General features: G+C 74.1%; 17 protein-coding genes, 1 pseudogene and 1 riboswitch. Of the genes and pseudogenes, 10 read left to right on the top strand and 8 right to left on the bottom strand.

Translation table 11 applies throughout. The features are described 5' to 3' along the window. Window positions 1-129 precede the first annotated feature (129 nt). Together ACFC2L_RS19930 and ACFC2L_RS19925 are read right to left on the bottom strand one after the other, a co-directional pair. Entirely contained in the window at window positions 130-1,947 is a 1,818-nt protein-coding gene (locus ACFC2L_RS19930; RefSeq protein ID WP_375826079.1) for an ABC transporter ATP-binding protein, read from the bottom strand. Then, entirely contained in the window at window positions 1,944-3,899 is a 1,956-nt protein-coding gene (locus tag ACFC2L_RS19925; RefSeq protein WP_375826078.1) for an ABC transporter ATP-binding protein, read from the bottom strand. The genes ACFC2L_RS19930 and ACFC2L_RS19925 overlap by 4 nt, the downstream gene beginning before the upstream one ends. A gap of 163 nt (window positions 3,900-4,062) precedes the next feature. Further along, a riboswitch (glycine riboswitch) is annotated at window positions 4,063-4,170 on the top strand. Between the two features lie 131 nt (window positions 4,171-4,301). Between ACFC2L_RS19925 and gcvP the strand changes: the two genes are divergently transcribed. The 5 genes from gcvP (at window position 4,302) to ACFC2L_RS19900 (ending at window position 10,114) form a co-directional block, all read left to right on the top strand. Beyond that, window positions 4,302-7,394, top strand: a complete 3,093-nt coding sequence (gene gcvP / locus ACFC2L_RS19920) for an aminomethyl-transferring glycine dehydrogenase (RefSeq protein WP_375826077.1) — start codon at window positions 4,302-4,304, stop codon at window positions 7,392-7,394. After that, window positions 7,391-8,650: a glycine cleavage system aminomethyltransferase GcvT gene (gcvT, locus tag ACFC2L_RS19915; RefSeq protein WP_375826076.1), complete on the top strand. Its 1,260-nt coding sequence runs from the start codon at window positions 7,391-7,393 to the stop codon at window positions 8,648-8,650. The genes gcvP and gcvT overlap by 4 nt, the downstream gene beginning before the upstream one ends. Before the next feature lie 37 nt (window positions 8,651-8,687). After that, window positions 8,688-9,065, top strand: a complete 378-nt coding sequence (gene gcvH, locus ACFC2L_RS19910; RefSeq protein WP_253051657.1) for a glycine cleavage system protein GcvH — start codon at window positions 8,688-8,690, stop codon at window positions 9,063-9,065. A gap of 286 nt (window positions 9,066-9,351) precedes the next feature. Next, window positions 9,352-9,606 (top strand): LuxR C-terminal-related transcriptional regulator, encoded by a 255-nt coding sequence (locus tag ACFC2L_RS19905; RefSeq protein WP_375826075.1) that lies wholly within the window; start codon window positions 9,352-9,354, stop codon window positions 9,604-9,606. A 79-nt stretch (window positions 9,607-9,685) separates the two neighbouring features. Next, window positions 9,686-10,114 carry a (deoxy)nucleoside triphosphate pyrophosphohydrolase gene (locus ACFC2L_RS19900; protein ID WP_375826074.1) on the top strand — a complete coding sequence of 143 codons (429 nt, stop codon included), beginning with the start codon at window positions 9,686-9,688 and terminating at the stop codon, window positions 10,112-10,114. Here ACFC2L_RS19900 and ACFC2L_RS19895 read toward each other — a convergent pair. Together ACFC2L_RS19895 and ACFC2L_RS19890 are read right to left on the bottom strand one after the other, a co-directional pair. Further along, window positions 10,090-10,233 carry a hypothetical protein gene (locus ACFC2L_RS19895; RefSeq protein ID WP_375826073.1) on the bottom strand — a complete coding sequence of 48 codons (144 nt, stop codon included), beginning with the start codon at window positions 10,231-10,233 and terminating at the stop codon, window positions 10,090-10,092. The two genes, ACFC2L_RS19900 and ACFC2L_RS19895, sit on opposite strands and share 25 nt — an antisense overlap. Window positions 10,234-10,330: 97 nt before the next feature. After that, on the bottom strand, window positions 10,331-12,421 hold the full coding sequence (locus tag ACFC2L_RS19890) for a glycosyl hydrolase family 28-related protein (protein ID WP_375826072.1): 2,091 nt from the start codon (window positions 12,419-12,421) through the stop codon (window positions 10,331-10,333). Between the two features lie 288 nt (window positions 12,422-12,709). Here ACFC2L_RS19890 and ACFC2L_RS19885 point away from each other — a divergent pair, with 288 nt between their 5' ends. The 3 genes from ACFC2L_RS19885 (at window position 12,710) to ACFC2L_RS19875 (ending at window position 15,328) form a co-directional block, all read left to right on the top strand. After that, window positions 12,710-13,018, top strand: a complete 309-nt coding sequence (locus ACFC2L_RS19885; protein WP_375826071.1) for a type II toxin-antitoxin system VapB family antitoxin — start codon at window positions 12,710-12,712, stop codon at window positions 13,016-13,018. Beyond that, window positions 12,975-13,385, top strand: coding sequence for a type II toxin-antitoxin system VapC family toxin (locus tag ACFC2L_RS19880; protein ID WP_375826070.1), 411 nt, complete (start codon window positions 12,975-12,977; stop codon window positions 13,383-13,385). The genes ACFC2L_RS19885 and ACFC2L_RS19880 overlap by 44 nt, the downstream gene beginning before the upstream one ends. 71 nt (window positions 13,386-13,456) lie before the next feature. Further along, window positions 13,457-15,328, top strand: a complete 1,872-nt coding sequence (locus ACFC2L_RS19875) for a lipase family protein (protein WP_375826069.1) — start codon at window positions 13,457-13,459, stop codon at window positions 15,326-15,328. A gap of 7 nt (window positions 15,329-15,335) precedes the next feature. Here ACFC2L_RS19875 and ACFC2L_RS19870 read toward each other — a convergent pair whose 3' ends face one another. The 3 genes from ACFC2L_RS19870 to ACFC2L_RS19860 are packed head-to-tail and all read right to left on the bottom strand — an operon-like array spanning window position 15,336 to window position 17,913. Beyond that, window positions 15,336-16,634, bottom strand: coding sequence for an enolase C-terminal domain-like protein (locus ACFC2L_RS19870; protein ID WP_375826068.1), 1,299 nt, complete (start codon window positions 16,632-16,634; stop codon window positions 15,336-15,338). Next, window positions 16,631-17,500: an NAD-dependent epimerase/dehydratase family protein gene (locus ACFC2L_RS19865; RefSeq protein WP_375826067.1), complete on the bottom strand. Its 870-nt coding sequence runs from the start codon at window positions 17,498-17,500 to the stop codon at window positions 16,631-16,633. The genes ACFC2L_RS19870 and ACFC2L_RS19865 overlap by 4 nt, the downstream gene beginning before the upstream one ends. 20 nt (window positions 17,501-17,520) lie before the next feature. After that, a complete protein-coding gene (locus ACFC2L_RS19860) occupies window positions 17,521-17,913 on the bottom strand; it encodes a hypothetical protein (protein WP_375826066.1) in 393 nt (130 codons plus the stop codon). Window positions 17,914-18,027: 114 nt separating this feature from the next. Here ACFC2L_RS19860 and ACFC2L_RS19855 point away from each other — a divergent pair, with 114 nt between their 5' ends. After that, a complete protein-coding gene (locus ACFC2L_RS19855) occupies window positions 18,028-18,450 on the top strand; it encodes a VOC family protein (RefSeq protein ID WP_375826065.1) in 423 nt (140 codons plus the stop codon). Between the two features lie 154 nt (window positions 18,451-18,604). Then, on the top strand, window positions 18,605-20,035 hold the full coding sequence (locus tag ACFC2L_RS19850) for an MFS transporter (protein WP_375826064.1): 1,431 nt from the start codon (window positions 18,605-18,607) through the stop codon (window positions 20,033-20,035). 288 nt (window positions 20,036-20,323) lie between these two features. Here ACFC2L_RS19850 and ACFC2L_RS19845 read toward each other — a convergent pair. After that, window positions 20,324-20,719: pseudogene (locus ACFC2L_RS19845) on the bottom strand (ATP-dependent Clp protease ATP-binding subunit ClpX); the annotation flags it as partial.

Below are 20,719 nucleotides of genomic sequence, written 5' to 3'. Positions count from 1 at the left end.
CCACCCGCTTCACCAAACGCGCCGCCTACTACCGCTCCGAACTCACCATCGCCGCGATCATCCTCTGGCTCCGCGATTCACCGGACACGCCCTAGCTGCATGTTCTCCGGTCCTTGCTCGGGACGGCCGTCACTGGTAGGCGCGGGCCTGGAGCGCGTACATCTCGGCGTACGACCCGCCCGCGGCGGCGAGCTCGTCGTGGGTGCCGAGCTCGGCGACGCGGCCGCCGTCGAGCACGACGATGAGGTCGGCGTCGCGCACGGTCGAGAAGCGGTGCGAGACGAACAGCGTGACGCCGCCGGAGGTCGTGCCGGTCCGCCGTGCCGTCTCGGTGAACCGCTCGAACAGCGCGTGCTCGGCGGTCGCGTCGAGCGCGGAGGCGGGCTCGTCGAGCGCGAGCAGGAGCGGGTCGGGGCGCAGGAGGGTGCGGGCCAGCCCGAGCGTCTGCCACTGCCCGCCCGAGAGCTGGGCGCCGTCGGCGTAGCCCGTGCCGAGGACCTGGTCCAGACCGTCGGGCGAGCGCTCGACGATCGGGCGGGCGCGGGCCTCGTCGAGCGCGGCCCACAGGACGTCGTCGTCGTCGAGCGCGTCGACGCGCCCGATCCCGACGTCCTCGCGCAGCGAGAGCTCGAGGCGCGCGAAGTCCTGGAACAGCGTCGCGACGTGCGACTGCCATGCGCTGGGCGCCACCTCGGAGAGGTCGACGCCGTCCGCGAGGATGCGGCCCGACGTCGGCCGGTACAGCCCGCACAGGACCTTGACCAGGGTGGACTTCCCCGCGCCGTTCTCCCCCACGAGCGCGACGGTGGCCCCGGCGGGCAGGTCGAGCGTGACGCCGTCGAGGACGGGCCGGTCCGCGCCGGGGTAGGTGAACGTCAGGTCCTGGACGCGCACGCCCTGCTCGAGGCGCGCGGGGAGCCGCCCGACGGCGGGCGCGCCCGCTGCGGGCGTCTCGCCCGGGGTGGTCGTCCGGCTCGGGGGTGTCGCCGTCGCGCGCAGCTCGAGGAGCTTCTCGACCGTCCGTCCGGCGTCCTGCAGGTTGCCGAACAGCGACAGCGCGCCCGCGACCTGGGTGCTGACCTGGATCGCGAGCGTGACGACGAGCACGACCTGGCCGATCGCCGCCGTGCCGGACGCGGCGCTGCGGAGCACCAGGAGGACCGCGGCCCCGTAGGCGAGCGCGAACCACACCTGGCCCGCCGCGCGCAGCAGCGCGGAGCGCCGGTGCGCGCTCCACAGGATCGCCGTCGTGCGGTCCCACGCCGCGCGCTGCCGGTCCGCGACGAGGTGGCGCGCGCCGAAGAGCCGGATCTCCTTGGCCGACGAGCCCGTCGTCCCGGCGCTGACGAGGTGCCGGGAGAGGCGCACGTCGTCGGCGGTGACGTCGCGCGCGGCGTCGAGGACCCGCTGCGCGCGGTCGGCGAGCCAGACGGGCGGCAGGGCCGCGAGGGGCAGCAGGAGCAGCCACGGCTCGACGAGGCCGAGGATGACTGTGGTGACCAGGACCTGGAGCACCATGCCGCCGAGCTGGAGCGTGCCCTCGAGCGCGAGCCGGACCCGCTGCAGGCCCTCCGTCACCGCTGTGAGGAGGCGGACGCGGTCCGGGTCCTCGAGCTCGGCGAGGTCCGTCGAGCCGTGCGTGAGCTCGGCGACCTCGTCCAGCAGGCGGAGCTGCTGGAGGTCGGCGACCTCGAAGTACGACAGGTGGGCGAAGTGGCCCAGCATGAGCTCGGCGATGACGAGGGCCGCGACCGCGCACGCGAGCCCGACGGCGCGCGCGACGTCGGTGTCGACCAGCGCGTCGGTGAAGAGCCCCAGCCCGACGCCGACCAGGGGACCGGCGAGGAACCCGATCGTCAGGAGCACGACCGCCACGAGCAGGCGGCGCCGGTCCGTCCGCCAGGCGAGCGAGATCATGAACCGGGCGGCGAGCGCGACGCGCTTCATCGGGCACCTCCAGAGGTCAGGGCCGTCGCGGGACTCGTCGTGTCGGAGCCGGGGTCGGGATCGTGGTCCGGGTCGTCGGGCGCGTCGCTGCGGAACCGGCGGGCCTGCAGGACGAAAAGCTCGGCGTAGCGGCCGTCGGCGGCGAGCAGCTCGTCGTGGGTGCCCTGCTCGACGACGCGGCCCTCCGCGATGACGACGATCTGGTCGGCCGGCCGGACCGTCGAGAAGCGGTGCGAGATGACGACGGACGTCACCGCGCGCTCGCGCGCCACCGAGGAGACCGCGCCGTGGGCGAGGAAGCGCTCGAAGAACTCGGCCTCGGCGCGCACGTCGAGCTGCGCCGTCGGCTCGTCCAGGACGAGGACGTCCGCGCCGCCCGAGACGGCGAGCAGGGCGCGCGCGAGCGCGACCCGCTGCCACTGCCCGCCCGACAGGTCGCGGCCCCCCGCGTACCCGCCCGAGAGGACGGTGCCGAGGCCGTCGGCGAGGCCGTCCACGACGCCGTCCGCGCCGGCGGCGGCGATCGCCTCGCGCAGGCGGTCGGCGTCGTCGCGCAGCTCGGGCGCGCCGAGCCCGACGTTGTCGGTGACGGACAGCTCGAGGCGGACGTAGTCCTGGAAGATGAGGGCGAGGCGGCGCCGCCACGCCTCGAGCGGCAGGTCGCGCACGTCCACGCCGTCGACGGTGATGCGCCCCCGCGTCGGCTCGTACAGGCGCGCGAGGAGCTTGGTGGTCGTCGTCTTGCCGGCGCCGTTGAGCCCGACGATCGCCGTCGACGTGCCCGGGACGAGCGTGAGGTCGAGGCCACGCAGGACCCACGCGCCGTCGTCGGAGTACCGGAACCACACGTCCTCGAAGCGGATCACCCCGCGCGGGACGCGGGTGCCGTCGTCCTCCCGGCCGCCCTCGGGAGTGGCGGACCGCAGGCGCTGCTCGAACGTCTCGAGGGCGTCGAACGACAGGAGGCCGAACTGCGTCCGCATGTCGCACTCGGGGAAGTACACACCGAACCGCAGGGGGATGAGCACCGCCTGGATCGCGACGCCGAGCGCGAAGAGGTCGAGCACGTCGTCGAGGGCGACCAGGACCAGCACGATCGTGCCGCCGACCAGGCCGATCGCCGAGAACCCCACGAACGGCCAGAGCTGGAGCCGACGGTTGACCGTCCACTGCGGCTCGAGGTACGCCATCGTCTCCCGGCGCAGGCGCTCGCGCAGCCACCCGAGGACGCCGAGGAGCCGGACCTCCTTGGTGATCCCGGGCGTGGTCGCGAGCTCCCGCAGGTAGTGCATCCGGCGCCGCTGGGGGTGGAGGGTCTTCCAGATCGGGGTGAGCTTGCTGAACGTGCCGCGCACCCCCGCCCGCATGACGAGCGCCGTCGCGAGGATCACGGCACCCGCGAGCGGCGAGACGACGACCGCGACCAGCACGGCCGCGCCGACGAGCTGCACGTAGCGGCCGACGAGCGGGACGAGCGCCCCGGCCGCGTCACCGGGGCTCATGCTCTGGCGCGCGAACGCCGCGCGGGCGTCGGCGACGACGTCCAGCACCTCGGAGTCGTCGAGCAGCGCGAGCGGGGCGTCCGACAGCGCGGCACCGAGGAGACGGTCGATGCAGCGCTGGTCGACCCGACGCCCGATCGTCTCGACGATCCCGGCCTGGAACGGCGCGAGGAGCTGCTGCACGACCAGTGCTCCGACCGCGACGCCGAGCACCGCGAGGAGGTCGTCCCACCCGGCGCTCGCCGCGCCGTCGGTCATGCCCGGCAGGAGGAAGAGCACACGGCCCAGCGCGACGATGGACACGAGCGGCAGGAGCGCGAGCAGGACGCTCAGCGCGAGGCCCACCGCCACGAGGGGGATCCCCGCGTGCCGCAGGAGCCCCCACATCGTCGTCCAGCGTCGGACCCACTCCCCCAGCGGCGGCTGCTGCACCGTTCGTTCGGTCGCCATGGCTCCCCCACGTCGCGTCGTCGCCTCGTCGCGGTGACGCTAGCGCGGATCGTTCGGGGTCCGTAGTTATTGCCTGCTGGATGAGACGCCGACGGCCCGGAGCTGGCGGCGCGCGCCGGCGCCCGACCGGTATGATCGAGCCCACAACTGCAGTACAGCCGCCCGAACCACGACGGGAGAGCTCGGCGCCACGGTCCAGCGGGCCGGTGCCGGCGCCGAAGGAGCAAGTCCTCCCCGGGAATCTCTCAGGCCCCCGTACCGTCGAGGTGAGGCAACTCTGGAAAGCGGCCGTGCGCCCGTCGGACCTCCGGCGGCCGCGGCCCACCGACGGTGCAAGTCGGCGCGCCCCGGCCCTCGCGGCACGGCGGACCGGCAAAACTCTCAGGTCGACGCGTGCGTCCGATGACAGAGCGGGGAGGGACCCGCCGTCGTCCCCTCCACCGGGAGTCCCTCGTGACCCAGCCGTCCTTCGACCCCAGCTCACGGCACAACGCCGCGACCGGTGCGTTCGCACCGCGCCACCTCGGCCCGCGCGGTCGCGAGGTGGGCGTCATGCTCGACCAGCTCGGCTACGCCTCGCTCGACGCGCTCGTCGACGCGGCCGTCCCGGCGTCGATCCGCACCGAGCGCCCGCTCGACCTGCCCGCCGCGCGCACCGAGTCCGAGGTGCTGGACCACCTGCGTGCCCTGGCCGGCAAGAACGTCGTCAACACGCAGATGATCGGGCTCGGCTACTACGGGACCGTCACTCCCCCGGTGATCCGCCGCAACGTCCTCGAGTCCCCCGCCTGGTACACCGCGTACACGCCGTACCAGCCGGAGATCTCGCAGGGCCGCCTCGAGGCGCTCCTCAACTTCCAGCAGGTCGTCGAGGACCTCACGGGCCTGGACGTCGCGAACGCGTCGCTCCTCGACGAGGCCACCGCGGTGGCCGAGGCCGTCGCGCTCATGTGGCGTGCCTCGCGCGCGAAGAGCGGCTACGTGGTCCTGGACGCCGACCTCTTCCCGCAGACGCTCGCCGTGACGCTAGGTCGCGCGCACGCCGTCGGCCTTCCCGTCGTGGTCGCGGACCTCTCGGGCGGCCTGGACGCCGGCCTCGCCGCGGCCCGCGCGGCGGGGGGCTTCCCCGCCGGGGTGGACGACGACGCGCAGCTCGTGGGCGTCGTCGTGCAGCAGTCCGGGGCGTCGGGTCGTGTCGTGGACTGGCGCCCCGTGGTCGCGGAGGCCAAGGACGCGGGCGCGCTCGTCACCGTCGCGAGCGACCTGCTCGCCCTGACGCTGCTCGTCTCTCCCGGCGAGCTCGGCGCCGACGTGGCCGTCGGCTCGGCCCAGCGGTTCGGCGTCCCGCTGTTCTACGGCGGACCGCACGCGGCCTTCATGGCCGTGCGCAAGGGGCTGGAGCGGTCGCTCCCCGGTCGGCTCGTGGGCGTCTCGATCGACGCCGACGGCGACACCGCCTACCGGCTCGCGCTCCAGACCCGCGAGCAGCACATCCGCCGCGAGAAGGCGACGAGCAACATCTGCACCGCGCAGGCTCTCCTCGCCATCGTGGCGTCGATGTACGCCGTCTACCACGGCCCCGACGGACTCCGCGCGATCGCCGAGCGCACCCACGCCCACGCCACGACCCTCGCGGACGCCCTGCACGCGGGCGGCGTCACCGTCGAGCACGACACGTTCTTCGACACCGTCCGCACCGTCGTCCCCGGCCGGGCGGACGCCGTCGTCGCAGCAGCAGCGGCCGCAGGCGTGAATCTGTACAACGTCGACGCTGACCATGTACAGATCGCCTGCGACGAGACGACCACCGCTGCCACCCTCGCCACGGTGCTGGTGGCCTTCGGCCTCACGGACCCGTCCTCTACCTCGCCGGACCAGGCCTCTACCTCGCGAGGTAGAGGCATGGTCGCGCGCGGTGGTGAGGCGGACGCCGAGGCCGCCGGCGGCGTCTCGGACGCCCTGCCCGCGGCGCTCCGGCGCGAGACGAGCTACCTCCAGCACCCGATCTTCCACCTGCACCGCTCGGAGACCTCGATGCTCCGCTACCTGCGGCGGCTCTCGGACAAGGACCTCGCGCTGGACCGCACGATGATCCCGCTGGGCTCGTGCACCATGAAGCTCAACGCGACGGCGGAGATGGAGGCGATCTCCTGGCCGGGGTTCGCGGACCTGCACCCGTACGTGCCCGCCGACCAGGCGCTCGGCTACGCGGAGCTCATCGACGGCCTGGAGTCCGCGCTCGCCGAGATCACGGGCTACGCGGGCGTCTCGGTGCAGCCGAACGCCGGCTCGCAGGGCGAGTTCGCGGGCCTGCTGGCGATCCGCGACTACCACGTGTCGCGCGGCGACACGGAGCGCGACGTGTGCCTGATCCCGGCGTCGGCGCACGGGACCAACGCGGCGTCGGCGGCCCTGGCGGGCCTGAAGGTCGACGTGGTGAGGACCGCGGAGAGCGGCGAGGTGGACCTCGACGACCTGCGGGCGAAGCTCGCCGACCACGGTCCCCGGGTCGCGGCGATCATGATCACGTACCCCTCGACGCACGGCGTCTACGAGGAGCACGTGCGCGAGGTGTGCGACCTCGTACATGAGGCGGGCGGTCAGGTGTACATCGATGGGGCCAACCTCAACGCGCTCGTCGGCCTCGCGCGCCCGGGTGAGTTCGGCGGCGACGTCTCGCACCTGAACCTGCACAAGACGTTCTGCATCCCGCACGGCGGGGGAGGCCCCGGCGTCGGCCCGGTCGCGGTCGCCGAGCACCTCGTGCCGTTCCTGCCGGGCGATCCGCTCGCGCCGGTGACGGAGGCCGGAGCAGCGGGGGCGGGGCCTGCGGGTGCGACGGCGACGCCGGTCTCGGCGACGCGGTTCGGATCGGCCGGGATCCTGCCGATCTCGTACGCGTACGTCGCGCTCATGGGCCCCGACGGGCTGACCGAGGCGACGAAGACGGCCGTGCTCACGGCGAACTACGTCGCGAGCCGCCTCGCGGACCACTACCCGGTGCTCTACACGGGACCGGCCGGGCTCGTCGCGCACGAGTGCATCCTGGACCTGCGCGGGATCACCGCGGAGACGGGCGTGACGGCGGAGGACGTCGCGAAGCGCCTCATGGACTACGGGTTCCACGCGCCGACGCTGTCGTTCCCGGTCGCGGGCACGCTCATGGTCGAGCCGACCGAGAGCGAGGACCTGGCCGAGCTCGACCGGTTCGTCGACGCGCTGATCGCGATCCGCGGCGAGATCGACGCGGTCTCCTCGGGCCGCTGGAGCGTGGAGGAGTCGCCGCTGCGCGGCGCCCCGCACACGGCGGCGGCGCTCGTCGCCCAGGCGTGGGACAAGCCGTACTCCCGCGAGCTCGCGGGGTACCCGGTCGCGAGCCTGCGCGCCGGGAAGTACTGGCCGCCGGTGCGCCGCATCGACGGCGCGCGGGGCGACCGCAACCTGGTGTGCTCGTGCCCGCCTGTGGAGTCCTACGTGACGGGAGACCTCGCATGACCGACCAGCAGACCGACCAGCAGACCGGAGACCCGACGGGCAGGCCGACGGACGAGCCGACGGACAAGCACAGCCCGTTGCACGACGAGCACGTCGCGCTGGGCGCGAACCTCACGAGCTTCGGCGGCTGGCTGATGCCGCTGCGCTACACGTCCGACCTCGCGGAGCACCGCGCGGTCCGGGAGGCCGCGGGGCTGTTCGACCTCTCGCACATGGGGGAGATCGAGGTCGCCGGACCGCAGGCGGCGGCCGCGCTGGACCACGCGCTCGTCGGCAACCTCACCGCGGTCACGCCGGGGCGGGCGCGGTACACGATGATCTGCCAGGAGGACGGGGCGGTCCTGGACGACCTCGTCGTGTACCGCCTGGAGGAGGAGCGCTTCCTCGTCGTCGCGAACGCGGGGAACGCGGACCTGGTCGCGCGTGAGCTGGTCGAGCGCGCCGCCGGGTTCGACGCCACGGTCACGGACCAGGGTGCGGGCACGGCGCTCGTCGCGGTCCAGGGCCCCCGCGCGGAGGAGATCGTCGTCGGGCTGACGGACGGCGCCGGCTCGGACGCCGGCTCGGACGATGCCGAGACCGTGCGCGGGCTGAAGTACTACGCGGCCGTCCCGCTCGCCCTGTCGACGGACGCCGGTCCGGTCGACGCGCTCGTCGCGCGGACCGGGTACACGGGGGAGGACGGCTTCGAGCTGTTCGTGCCCGCGGACCGTGCCGCCGACCTGTGGCGCACGGTGCTCGCGGCCGGCGCGCCGCTGGGTCTCGTGCCGGCCGGTCTGTCCGCGCGCGACTCGCTGCGCCTGGAGGCGGGCATGCCGCTGTACGGGCACGAGCTCGACACCACGACCACGCCGTACGAGGCCGGGCTCGGTCGCGTCGTGAAGCTCGACAAGGTCGCCGAGGACGGCACCCCGCTCGAGTTCGTCGGGCGGGCCGCGCTCGCGGCGCGCCGGGCGTCCGCCCCCGCGCGCGTGCTGGTCGGCCTGAAGGGCCTGGGGCGCCGTCCCGCCCGGGCGGGCTACGCCGTCGTGCTCACCGACGCCGAGCCCGGGGGAGCGGTGGGGGAGTCTGCGTGCCGGGTCGGCACCGTGACCTCGGGGTCGCCCTCGCCGACGCTGGGCCACCCGATCGCGCTCGCGTACGTGACGCCCGAGCTCTCGGCGGAGGGCACCGAGCTCGCGGTCGACGTGCGCGGCCGGGCCGAGCCCGTGGTGGTCGTGCCGCTCCCGTTCTACCGTCGTCCCCAGCAGTCCTGACCCTGCCGTCGTCCCGAAGAGCTCGAAGGAGAACCCCATGACCGAGGCCCAGTTCCCGGCCCACCTGCAGTACACGGCGGAGCACGAGTGGATCGACGGCTCGAACCCGGCCGTCGTCGGCATCACCGCGACCGCCGCCGAGGCGCTCGGCGACATCGTCTACCTGGAGCTGCCGGAGGTGGGTGCCGAGGTGACCGCGGGGAGCGTCATCGGCGAGGTGGAGTCCACCAAGTCCGTGTCGGAGCTCTTCTCGCCCGTCACGGGCACCGTCGTCGAGGTGAACCAGGCCGCGATCGACGACCCCGCCGTCGTCAACTCGGACCCGTACACCGACGGCTGGCTCTTCAAGGTCGACGTGGTGGAGACGGGCGACCTGCTCACCCCGGACCAGTACGCGGCGCACGTCGGGAGCTGATCTCCTGGACGGAGTGTGACGTAGATCACATCACTGAACCGGCGTCAGACGGCGCGCGGAGCCCCTGCTCCGCGCCGTCGGGCGCCGGTTCCGTATCTCTGGAAACCCTTCCTGACCTGCGAAGACTATCCAGTACGGACGGCATGGGTCCGGCTCAGGACCCCCGCCGCGACGTCGGGGTGAAAAGTCGCGTCATGAACGGGACCTTCGTCCGTCTCTCCTTGTAGCAACACACCGGAACTCGCCACGTGGGGATGACGTGACCGGAGAGCACCTGGAGGAGAACATGAGCACGATCGAGCTGGTCCGCCCCATGGCGGCCCCGTCGGAGCTGGTCGCCACGCCGATCGCTCCGCTGACCCGCCGTGAGCGGGTCGTCCTGTCCAACCTGTCTGAGGACGTCACGCTCGAGCAGATCGCCACCAAGCTCTTCGTCACGCGCAACACGGTCAAGTCGCAGGTCCGCAGCCTCTACCGCAAGCTCGGGGTCTCGACCCGCGCCGAGGCCGTCGCCTGGGCGCGGGCGGCCGGCCTGCGCTGACCGACGGCCCGTCCACCCTGGCGGGCCGCCGGCGTGACCGCGTCACCCGCACGACACGACGCCGTGCGACACTCCGCGTATGACTCTGCGCAGACTGGTGGTGGCCGCGGCGATCGTCGACGATCTCGTCGCTCCGCGGCTCCTGCTCAGCGCGCGCCGGTCACGACCGTCGCACCTCGCCGGTCGCTGGGAGTTCCCCGGGGGCAAGGTCGACCCCGGTGAGACCCCGACGCAGGCGCTGCACCGCGAGCTGCGCGAGGAGCTGGGCGTCGCCGTCGAGCTCGGTGACGAGCTCGTGGGGCCCGACCACGGGACCTGGATCATCACGGACCGCCACGTCATGCGCCTGTGGTTCGCCCGGATCACCGCCGGGGAGCCGCAGCCGCTCGTGGAGCACGACGAGCTGGCCTGGCTCGACGCCGGGAGCTGGCTGACCGTGCCGTGGCTCGACGCCGACGTGCGGATCGTCGAGGAGCTGACGCGTCAGGTCGCGTCCGAGGCGGTCTGACCCGCGTTCCACAGCACCTCCCGCCGGACGGACCGGCGCAGCGTCCGCGCGACCGCGATCCGCCGCGGCTCCCGCCCGAGGCGCGCGACGACGTCGTCGTCCGGTCCGAGAAGAGCCACCGGAGGACCCTACCCGCCACCCCGTCCGTGAGTGCATGGAACGGTCGCGGCCGAATCGATCCGACCGCGACCGTTCCATGCACTCCGCGGGGTGGGGTCAGCCGACCGGCTGGACCCAGGGGGACGGGGCCGGGGGAGCAACGACCGGCGGGCGGTCGTTGCAGCTCGGCGCGCTGGGCACGAACCGGCCGAGCCAGTTCACGGTGCCCGGCTCCCACGGGCTGAGCGACGTGCCGTCGTTGCCGCCGAGGTCGGTGAGCGTGAACTCGGTGCCGCCGTCCGGGAAGTTGAACGCGCCGCAGTTGTTGACGCCCGCCCAGCCGACGTTGCGCGCGTCCACGTTCTCGAACGACGCGCCGCCGCGCACGCGCGCGCTCACCACGGAGGTTCCCGTGCCGTCGACCCGCACGTCCTTGAAGGCGACGCCCTCGATCGCGACCTGGTCCTTCACGCCCCAGTCGGAGACCAGCATGATCGCGTTGTACGTGCTGTCGAGGTAGTGGTCGCCGGTGACCCGGACGTCGGCGTCGATGTCGCGGTCGAGCGCGTAGAACCAGATCGCGCCGAGCCCGATGTTCCAGTTGAGCTCGAGCGTGCCCGCGCGCACGGCGGTGTTGTCGGTGAGGTCGAGGCGACCCGCGAACGGCTCGGCGCCGAACCGCGACCCGACGTGCAGCCCGCTGCCCTCGCGCACCGGGTCCGCGACGAGGTTCGCGCGGACGGTGTTGTCCGTTCCGCCGTAGACCGCGATGCCGTTGGCGAGGGTGTTCGACTGGACCGTGTTGTTCTCGAACACGTTGCCCGAGTTCGTCAGCTTCTCCGACCACATCGCGAGGCCGTCGTCGCCGGTGTTCCGGACGAAGACGTTCCGCACGACCGAGCTCGTCACGCCGCCGTGGAAGTTCAGCGCGTCGGCGACCTGGTCGACGACCACGGTGTCCTCCACGCGCAGGTCGTCCATCGGCCCGTCGAACCACAGCCCGACCTTGGTGTGCTGGATGTACAGGCCGGAGATCGACGAGTTGCTGAGCGCGCCGCCGACGCCGTTGACCTGGTCGGTGTCGATGCGCTCGCGCACGTCCCCGACGATCGCGAAGTCGCGCAGGTGCACGTTCGTGCTGCCGCCCTCGTCCGCGTACCTCCCGTAGAAGCCGACGCCGGTGTGCACGGACCCGTCGGGCGCTGGCGCGTCGAGCGCGACCTCCTTGCCCGTGAAGATCGTGTACCAGCTCCCGGCACCGTGGATGGTCACGCCGTCGACGACGATGTGCCGGTTCACCTGGTAGACGCCCGGCGGGACGTAGACCTCGAGCCGGTGCTTCTTGGCGAACGCGATCGCCTTGTCGAGCGCGTCGGCGGAGTCGCGACGACCGGTCGGGTCGGCCCCGAAGAGCAGCGCGTTCGCAGCGAGGAGGCGCACCTTCGGGGGCGCGACCTTCTCGGAGTCGAGCAGGTCGATCACGGTCCACTCGGCGGCGCCGCGCGTGGGCACCGCGAGGCGGACGACATCCCCCTTCTTGTACGTCTTGCCCAGCAGCAGGCGCTGCTCGTCGTAGAACTTCATGGGCCGGAAGGGCGTGTCGAACGTCGGGGTCGGCGTGGTCTCCGCGGGGACGCACGCGCACTCGGCGACCCACCAGCCGGGCTGGAGGAGGCCCGCCGTCGGGTCGTTCGTGAACGGGTACTGGTTGTACAGGTAGGAGTAGGCGGACGTGAGCGTCATGCGCCGGTCGAGCCCGACCTTCTTGCCCTGGCGCAGCACCGACACGTCGAGCGGCGAGGTGATCCCGCCGCCGGCGGGCGCGTCGGGGATTGAGTACCGGACCGTGATCGCGTTCGCGTCGGCGGGGAGCGTGAACTCCACGTTCTGGCCCGCCGTGAGGCGGACGGCCGAGCGTCCCGACGCCTCGGCCTCGATCGTGTACGCGTCACGACCAGGGCCGATGACGGTCCCGGTCGTCACGGCGTTCTCGGCCTCCTGCTCGAGGAACGGGACGGTGGCCCCGCGGCCCTCGACGAGCGCCGGGTCGACGGCGGCGCGCGTCACGACCGCGGGGGCCGGGGGCCGGGGCTTGCCGTGGGCGAGGGCCGACGACGCGGTGCCCGCCACGAGCGTGAGGGCGACGGCCGCGGCGGCCGCGACCCGGGCGCGGCGCCGTGGCGCGGGGTGGTTCGTGCTGCGAATCATCGTTGACCCGTCTTCTCTCGGGAGGCGGTCCGCCTCCGTGCTCACCGGGGGGCGTGCTGACCCTCCGGCCCGCTGCGCGGTCGCACCTCCGCGCAGGGTCGTTCGTGCCGAACACTAGAGCGACGTCGAAGCGAGCACAAGGCTCTGTTGTGATATTGCGACTTGTCGTCTATTTCTTGCATCAGCAGTCCTGCCCGTCGGTCGGCCGAGCGGCGCCCCGTGGACATCGACAGGCCCGGACGTCCACCCTGGGTAGACGAGCGGTCCCACCACGGTAGAAAGGTGCCCATGGGCCTCAACATCAAGAACGAGCGCACGCACGCGCTGGTGCGCCGGCTCGCGGAGACCACGGGCCAGTCGCAGACGAGCGCGATCGAGGAGGCGGTCCAGCATCGTCTCGACGAGGTGCTCGAGTCCCGGTCGAGGGGCGACGAGGCCGTCGCCGCCCGACGCGCCGAGATCGCCCGGCTCCTCGACGAGATCCGCGTCGACCTCGACGTCGAGAGCGTGCGCGCAGCCGAGGCGGCGCTCTACGACGAGAGCGGCCCCCTCGGTGATCGTCGACACCTCGGCGATCGTCGCGATCGTCCTCGGTGAGCCCGGCGCCGACACGCTCTCCGAGATCCTGCTCGCCGCCAGCCGCCCGCGCATGGCCGCACCGACCCTCGTCGAGCTCTACGCCGTCCTGGACAACCGGTCGTCCCCGGCGCAGCGTCGTCGGCTCGACGCCCTCCTCGAGCTGTACGGGATCGAGGTCGAGCCGTTCACGGCCGAGCACGCCGAGATCGCCCGCGAGGCGTACCGCGAGTTCGGCCGGGGCAGCAGCCACCCGGCGCGCCTGAACATCGGGGACTGCTTCGCCTACGCGCTGGCCGCCGCGACGCGCGACCGGCTCCTCTTCGTGGGCGACGACTTCTCGCGCACCGACCTGCGCCCCGCACACGAGGCTGCACCGCCGGCCTGAGCCGGGTTCGCGCGCCGGGCGCCGACGACGGCCGCCGCGCGGAGCGGCACCGTGCCCGGTACGTTCGCCGCGTGAGTCGACTCGGAACCAGGATGCGTGCGTCCGCCGCCGCCGCGGGGGAGAGGGTCCCGCCGTGGGTCTCCGTCACGCTCGGCGTCGTGTGCACCGTCGTCGGCGCGGTGCTCGTCCTGCGCCCGTTCGCGTCGCTCGCGCTGCTGGTGGTCGCGGTCGTCGTCGGAGCCGTCGTCCTCGGGGTCACGGAGCTCGTCGGAGGCCGGTCGCCCGACCGGGGAGACGATGCCGGTGCACCGCGCTCCCCGCGCTGGCCGCACGTCGCGCGCGGCCTGCTGTTCCTCGCGCTCGCGGTGGCGGTCGTCGTGTGGCCGGCGCCGTCGATCGTGGTCGTCGCGGTCCTCGTCGGCGTCGGGCTCGTCGTCGCGGGCGTCCTGGACGGGATCGAGGGGGTGCGGTCGGTCGGCGTCGACCGCTGGACCCGCGTCGCGCTCGGTGCGGCCTCGGTGGTGCTGGGCGTCCTGGCCCTGGTGTGGCCCGACATCACGGTGCTCGTCGTCGCGGTGGTCCTCGGCGTCCGCGTCGTCGTCCTCGGCGTCCGCCTCGCCGTCGCCGGGATCCGCCGCGCCCGCGCGCGGGCGGGATCCCCCGGGGCCACGTACGGCGCCGTGCCCGACGGTGCGGGAGGCGCGCCGGTGGCGCCCGGCCCGTCCGGGCCGCACCGCCACGGCCGGGTCGCGCTCGTCGGCGCGGTCCTCGCGGTCGTCGCCGCCGGGGCGCTCGCGGCCGTCAGCGTCGGGCTGCACCGTGCGGCGCCGCAGGTCGACGCGTTCTACGACCCGCCCGCGTCCGTCTCGGCCGAGCCCGGCAGGCTCGTGCACGCCGAGCCGTTCACGCGCGAGATCCCCGACGGCGCGACGGCGTGGCGCATCCTCTACACGACGACCCGCGACGAGGGGGAGCCCGCCGTGGCGAGCGGGGTCGTCGTCGTGCCGGACGCCGTCGGGGACACCGCCGCCGCGCCTCCTGTGATCGCGTGGGCGCACGGCACGACGGGCTACGCGCGCGGCTGTGCGCCGTCGGTCCTCGACGAGCCGTTCGAGTCCGGTGCGTTCTTCCTGCTCGACGACGTCCTCGCGCACGGCTGGGCGCTCGTCGCGACGGACTACGTGGGCCTGGGGACCGACGGCCCGCACCCCTACCTCGTCGGCCAGGGCGAGGCGCGGTCCGTCCTCGACGCCGTCCGCGCCGCGCGCGAGCTGGACGGCCCGACGCTCGGCGAGCAGACCGTCGTCTGGGGTCACTCGCAGGGCGGCCACGCCGCCCTGTGGACAGGGGCGGTCGCCCCGGAGTACGCGCCCGACGTCCCCCTCGCGGGCGTCGCCGCGCTCGCGCCCGCGAGCGACCTCACCGGCCTCGTGTCCCACCTGGAGAGCGTCACGGGCGGCAGCGTCTTCGCGTCGTTCGTCGTCGAGGCGTACGACGCGATCTACCCGGACAGCGACGCGGCGGGCTACGTCCGGCCGGGTGCGCGGTTCGTCGTGCGGGAGATGGCGTCGCGCTGCCTGTCCGAGCCGAGCGCGCTCGTCTCGGTCGCGGAGGCGCTGTCGATGGACCAGCCGCTGTGGACGACCGACCCGACGTCCGGCCCGCTGGGCGAGCGCCTGGCCGAGAACGTGCCGACGGGCCCGGTCGCCGCGCCGCTGCTCGTCGCCCAGGGTGCCGCGGACACGCTGATCCTCCCCACGGCGCAGGAGGCGTACGTCGGTGCCCGGTGCGCGGCCGGGCAGCCGGTCGACTACCGCACGTACGCGGGGCGCGACCACGTCGGGCTCGTCCAGGCCGACTCCCCGCTCGCCCCGGACCTCGTGCGGTGGACCGAGGCGCGCCTCGCGGGCGAGCCCCCGACCCCGACGTGCGCCGCCGGCTGACCCGTCCTCAGGGGGCGACCAGGCCGCCGTCGGGCGCGCGGACCCCAGCCGCCCACGCGTCGTGGCCCGCGAGGTCCGCCGGGTAGCGGGCCGCGGCACGCTCGTCGAGGTCGACGCCGAAGCCCGGCGCGTCGTGCGGCCGCAGCCAGCCGTCCACGATCCGCAGCGTGCCGGGGAAGACCTCGTGCACGGCGTCGGAGTACACGTGGCCCTCCTGGATGCCGAACGCGGTCGACGTGACGTCGAGCGCGACGTTCGCCGCCGCGCCCACGGGCGAGGTGTCGCCCGGGGCGTGCCACGCGGTGCGCACGCCGACCAGCTCGGCGGCCGTCGCCAGCGCCCGGCCCGCGCTGAGCCCGCCGATCGCGCTGAGGTGGCAGCGGATCAGGTCGACGCCGCCGCCCAGGACGAGCCGCGCGGCGTCGGTGGACGACGTCGCGAGCTCGCCGACCGCGATCGGCACGGGCGAGGCGGCGCGGACCTCGGGCAGGCGGTCCCAGTGCTCGGGCGCGAGCACGTCCTCGAGGAAGAACGGCCGGTAGGGCTCGAGCGCCCGGGCGAGCAGCACCGCCTGCTTGGGCGTGAGGCGCGAGTGGACGTCGTGCAGCAGCTCGACCTGATCGCCCAGCGCCTCGCGCGCCGCCGCGAAGAGCCGCGGCGTGCGGCGCAGGTACTCCTCGACGCTCCACCCGTGGGGGTTCGGCGCGGCGGGGTAGCCGGGCTCGGGGTCCGCGGCGGTCCCGTAGTGACCGAGGCCCGGCTGGCCGGTCTGGATGCGCACGTGCCGCCACCCGGCGCCGACGATCCGCGCCGCGTCGTCGATCGTCTCCTCGACGGTCCGCCCGCTCGCGTGGAGGTAGGTGTCGGCGGCGTCGCGGACCTTGCCGCCGAGCAGCTCGTGCACCGGCATACCCGCACGCTTGCCGGCGATGTCCCACAGCGCCATGTCCAGCCCGGAGATCGCGTTGTTCCCCACGGGCCCCTCGCGCCAGTACGGCGCGAGCCGCGCGAGCCGCACCAGGTCGCCGATGTCGCCCGGGTAGCGGCCGACGACGATCCGCTCGAGGTGCTGCTCCACGTACGCGACGACGGCGTGCCACCGCTGCGTGTACGTCGCGCAGCCCAGCCCGTAGAGGCCGGGCACGTTCGTGTCGACGCGCACGACGACGAGCGGGATGCCGTCCGGCGCGGTGACGATCGCGCGCACGCCGGTGATGCGGGTGCCGTCGCGCGCGGGCCACGGGTTCGCGAACGCCGGGTCGACGGGGTCGACGGCGGGGAGCGGGGCGGGCGGGGCGTCGGTCACGGGGTCTCCGGGGCGGGTCGGGCGTCGGGGCGGTGGATCGAGTGTCGCGGGCGGAAGCCGAGCAGCTCGCGCGCGCGGCGGGTGTCGACGAGGCCGTCGCGCGGTCCGACGGCTCGGGTGAGCGGCACGCCGGGTGCGTACCGGGCCAGGAGCTCCGGGGTCGGGGTGTCCAGGAGCGTGTCGTCCGCGGCGAGCCCGACGACGTGCGCGCCCGTGACGTCGGCGGTCAGCCCGGCCTCGATCGCCGCGACCGCGTCGCGCAGGTCCAGGTAGGCCCAGCCCTCGCGCGCCATGGCGCGCGGGTCGCGGGCGACGGCGGCCGCGGTCTCCCGGCGGCCGGCGGCGTCGCGCACGTGCGGGAAGCGCAGCGCGACGACGTCGATGCCCCACCGCCGCCACGCGGCCCGGGCGGCGGCCTCGTCCGCCTGCTTCGAGAGCGAGTACGCGTCGGCGACGTCGGCGGGCACGTCCTCGTCGAGGGGGTAGTACGCGGGGTGCACGTCGTGCGGGTTCATCGGGACCCCGAACGCGTTGATGCTGCTCGCGACCACCGCGCGCCGCACGCCCCGCTCGCCCGCGAGCGAGAGCACGGCCCAGGTCGCGGTCGTGTTGGTCGCGTACACCTCGAGCGGGGTGCCCAGGTCAGGGTGCGGGATCGCCGCGAGGTGCACGACGGCGTCCGCGTCCGCGAGCCCGCGGCTCACGTCCTCGGGGGAGCGGGCGTCACCGACGACGAGCCGGTCGGCGGGGCACGGGCGCTCGAACGTGGTGGACAGGGCCGTGACCTCGTACCCGTGGTCGAGGAGGTGGCGCACCGTCGCGCGGCCGATGCCGCCGTCGGCACCGGTGACGAGGACGCGCGTCATGACCTCACCCTACGTCGCCGTCAGGAATGATCGTCGTGTTCTTGCGGTCCCTCTGTCGAGGTCTTGCTCTCCGACGTGGCGACGCCCGCTCGTGCGCGCAGCATGCTCGCGACGTCCGCGAGCGTGCTGCCGACCGCGCGCGGCGCGCGCTCCGGGCGGAGGTAGCGCGCGTCGTCGTCCGGGTCCTCGGCCTCGCCGTGCGCCGCGTCGGCGCCGGTCCCGCCACGCGGGGCGTCGGTCAGGACCGGGGCGGGTGCCGCCGTCGTGCCCGGCACCACGCGGCCGCCGCTCGCACGCCAGGCGAGCGTCGCGTCGACGAGGCGCCGGTACACGCCCGCGTCGAGCGGGTCACGGAGCCACGCGTCCGCCGCCTCGGCGACGTGCCGCGCGAGCCGCCCTTCCTGCTCGGTCACGTCGTCTCCTGCGGGGTGGTCGGGCTTCGCACCGGCCCATCCTCCCGCGCCCGGCGTCGAACTGCTTGCGAGCGCCCGCGCGGCGCGCGACGGTGGCGAGCGGAGGTGGTCGCCGTGGCCGACGTGTTCCCCCGGATCGCCCAGGTCGTGCTCGACACGACCGACGCCCGTGCGCTCGCGGAGTTCTACCGTGCGCTGTTCGGGCTCGCGTACCGCGCGGGCGACGAGCCGCCGCCCGTCGGCGAACCGGACCCGGCGGGTGCGGACTGGCTCGTGCTGCGTGCTGCGCCGGGCGGGGTCCAGCTCGCGTTCCAGCAGGTCGGCGCGCTCCCGCCGTCGACGTGGCCGGACGACGGTGTGCCGCAGCAGCTTCACCTCGACTGCACCGTGGCGGACGACGCGGAGCTCGACCGCCAGCACGAGCGCGCCCTCGCGCTCGGGGCGCGCCTGCTCCACGACCGTTCGGACGACCCGGAGGAACCGCTGCGCGTCTACGCCGACCCGGCGGGCCACCCCTTCTGCGTCTTCGTCGGCTGACCGCCGGCGATCGACCCTTGCATACCCCCCACCCGTATAGTGCCTTCACCGCCAGATACCCCCATGGGGTATCTGGCGACGGATTGCCGTCGCCTCGCGTGCCGCCGTCCCCGGCGGCCGGACAGGGCCTTCGCGGCCCGGAGGAGGACGCTCGATGTCGGACGCATCGAGGCGGGGGTGGGCCCTCGGGCTCATCGCCACCGCGCAGTTCATGGTCATCATGGACACCTCGATCATCGGGGTGGCCCTCCCACGGATCCAGGAGGACCTCGGCTTCTCGCCGGGGAACCTGTCGTGGGTCTTCAACGCGTACGTCGTCGCGTTCGCCGGGCTCCTGCTCCTCGGAGGCAGGCTCGCCGACCTCTTCGGCGCCCGCCGCATCTTCACGATCGGCTGGGCGGTGCTGCTCGTCGGCTCCGTCGTCGCCGGGGCGGCCGGGACCGTCGTGGTCGAGCTCACCGGGCGCGTGGTCCAGGGCGTCGGCGCCGCGCTCGTCGCCCCCGCCGCGCTCACGCTGCTCATGTCGATCTTCGGGTCCAGCCCCCGGGAGCTCACGCGGGCGCTCGCGGTCTACGGTGCCGCGGCACCCGCGGGCGGCACCGCCGGCGTCTTCCTCGGCGGGCTCATCACCGAGTACTCGAGCTGGCCGTGGGTGTTCTGGATCAACGTGCCGATCGCCGTGCTCGTGCTCGCCGTCACCCGGGTCCTGCTCCCCGCCGGCTCGACCACGCGGGGGTCCGTCGACGTCGTGGGCGCGCTCACGGTCACCGTGGGCCTCGGCGCCCTCGTCTTCGCGGTCGTGCGGGCACCCGAGGTCGGGTGGGGCGCGGCGCAGACGTGGGTCGTGCTCGGCGCGGCGCTCCTGCTGCTCGCCGGCTTCGTCGTCAGCCAGGCGCGGCGCAGCCAGCCGCTCGTCCCGCTGCGGATCTTCCGGACCCCGAACCTCGGGGCGGCGAACCTCGCCCAGGCGCTGCTCGGTGCCGCGTGGGTCGCCATGTGGTTCTACCTCAACCTGTACCTGCAGCAGGTCCTCGGGCTGGGCGCCTTCGCCTCCGGCGCCGCGCTCGTGCCGATGACGGCGCTCGTCATGGTCGGGATGGTCGCTCTCGCCCCGCGCCTCATCGCCCGCTGGGGGAGCAAGGCCCTGGTCGTCGCCGGTTTCCTGGTCCTCGCTGTCGGTCTCGGGTGGCTCTCGCTCGTCCGGCCCGACGGCGCGTACGCCGTCGACGTGCTGCCCGCGACGCTCGTCGCGGCGCTCGGCATGTCGCTCGCCTTCATCCCGTCGCTCGGGACCGCGATCTCGAGCGCCCCGCCGCAGGACGGCGGCCTCGCGTCCGGGATCGTCAACACGAGCTACCAGGTGGGTTCCGCCCTCGGGCTCGCCGCGATGACGGCCGTCGGAGCAGCGTTCGGGGCGACCGCGAGCGACGACCTCGTCGCGCTCACCGAGGGGTACTCGGCGGTCTTCCTCGGGGCCGGGGTCGTCGCGCTCGTCGCGGCGCTCCTCAGCGCGGTGCTGCTCCGCACGCCGCCCCCCGCCGCGGCCGGCGAACCGGCGCGCGAGAGCGAGACCGTCGGCGCGTGAACCGCGCACGACCCGCCACGGGCGGTCGCGAGCCACGCCGCGACCGCCCGTGGCGTGCTCGGCGCCGAGCGACGGCCGTTCGTGCTCGTCCTCGGGCTCACGCTGATCGCCGCGGCCGACGACGTGCTGACAACTCGACGACCGTGCGCCGCCCGGGCACGTGAGGTACTGCCGCGACCGGCCGCCGTCGGGCGTGACCACGCCGCTCCCTCGGGCCACCAGGGCTCTACCTCGACCGACCAGAGCTCTACCTCGGCGGACCGGGGCTCTACCTCGGCGGGTGGCAGGTCAGGCGGACTTCTCCCGCGGGGTGCGGCTGCGCGCGGTGGAGGTGCGCGGCACGATCGTGGGGTTCACGTTGTCCAGCACGACCTCCCGCGTGATCACCACACGCTCCACGTCATCACGCGAGGGCACGTCGAACATCACCTGCTGCAACACCTCCTCCATGATCGCCCGCAACCCCCGCGCCCCCGTCCCACGCAACAACGCCTGCTCCGCGACCGCCTCCACCGCACCGGAGGTGAACTCCAGCTCCACCCCGTCGATCGCGAACATCCGCTGATACTGCTTCACCAACGCATTGCGCGGCTGCGTCAAGATCCGCACCAACGCCTCAGAGTCCAACGCCGACACCGACGCGATCACCGGCAACCGCCCGATGAACTCCGGGATCAACCCGAA

Origin of the sequence: Cellulosimicrobium sp. NPDC055967, from assembly GCF_042269845.1 — a bacterium.
Lineage (GTDB): Bacteria > Actinomycetota > Actinomycetes > Actinomycetales > Cellulomonadaceae > Cellulosimicrobium.
This window is presented reverse-complemented; position numbering and strand designations above follow the sequence as displayed.

Excerpts from the sequence above, each read along its gene's own strand:
- ACFC2L_RS19850 (WP_375826064.1), top strand. The coding sequence starts at position 18,605 with ATGTCGGACGCATCGAGGCGGGGGTGGGCCCTCGGGCTCATCGCCACC.
- gcvP (WP_375826077.1), top strand. The coding sequence starts at position 4,302 with ATGACAGAGCGGGGAGGGACCCGCCGTCGTCCCCTCCACCGGGAGTCC.
- gcvT (WP_375826076.1), top strand. The coding sequence starts at position 7,391 with ATGACCGACCAGCAGACCGACCAGCAGACCGGAGACCCGACGGGCAGG.
- ACFC2L_RS19925 (WP_375826078.1), bottom strand. The coding sequence starts at position 3,899 with ATGGCGACCGAACGAACGGTGCAGCAGCCGCCGCTGGGGGAGTGGGTC.
- ACFC2L_RS19905 (WP_375826075.1), top strand. The coding sequence starts at position 9,352 with ATGAGCACGATCGAGCTGGTCCGCCCCATGGCGGCCCCGTCGGAGCTG.
- ACFC2L_RS19930 (WP_375826079.1), bottom strand. The coding sequence starts at position 1,947 with ATGAAGCGCGTCGCGCTCGCCGCCCGGTTCATGATCTCGCTCGCCTGG.
- gcvH (WP_253051657.1), top strand. The coding sequence starts at position 8,688 with ATGACCGAGGCCCAGTTCCCGGCCCACCTGCAGTACACGGCGGAGCAC.
- ACFC2L_RS19890 (WP_375826072.1), bottom strand. The coding sequence starts at position 12,421 with ATGATTCGCAGCACGAACCACCCCGCGCCACGGCGCCGCGCCCGGGTC.
- ACFC2L_RS19885 (WP_375826071.1), top strand. The coding sequence starts at position 12,710 with ATGGGCCTCAACATCAAGAACGAGCGCACGCACGCGCTGGTGCGCCGG.
- ACFC2L_RS19865 (WP_375826067.1), bottom strand. The coding sequence starts at position 17,500 with ATGACGCGCGTCCTCGTCACCGGTGCCGACGGCGGCATCGGCCGCGCG.
- ACFC2L_RS19900 (WP_375826074.1), top strand. The coding sequence starts at position 9,686 with ATGACTCTGCGCAGACTGGTGGTGGCCGCGGCGATCGTCGACGATCTC.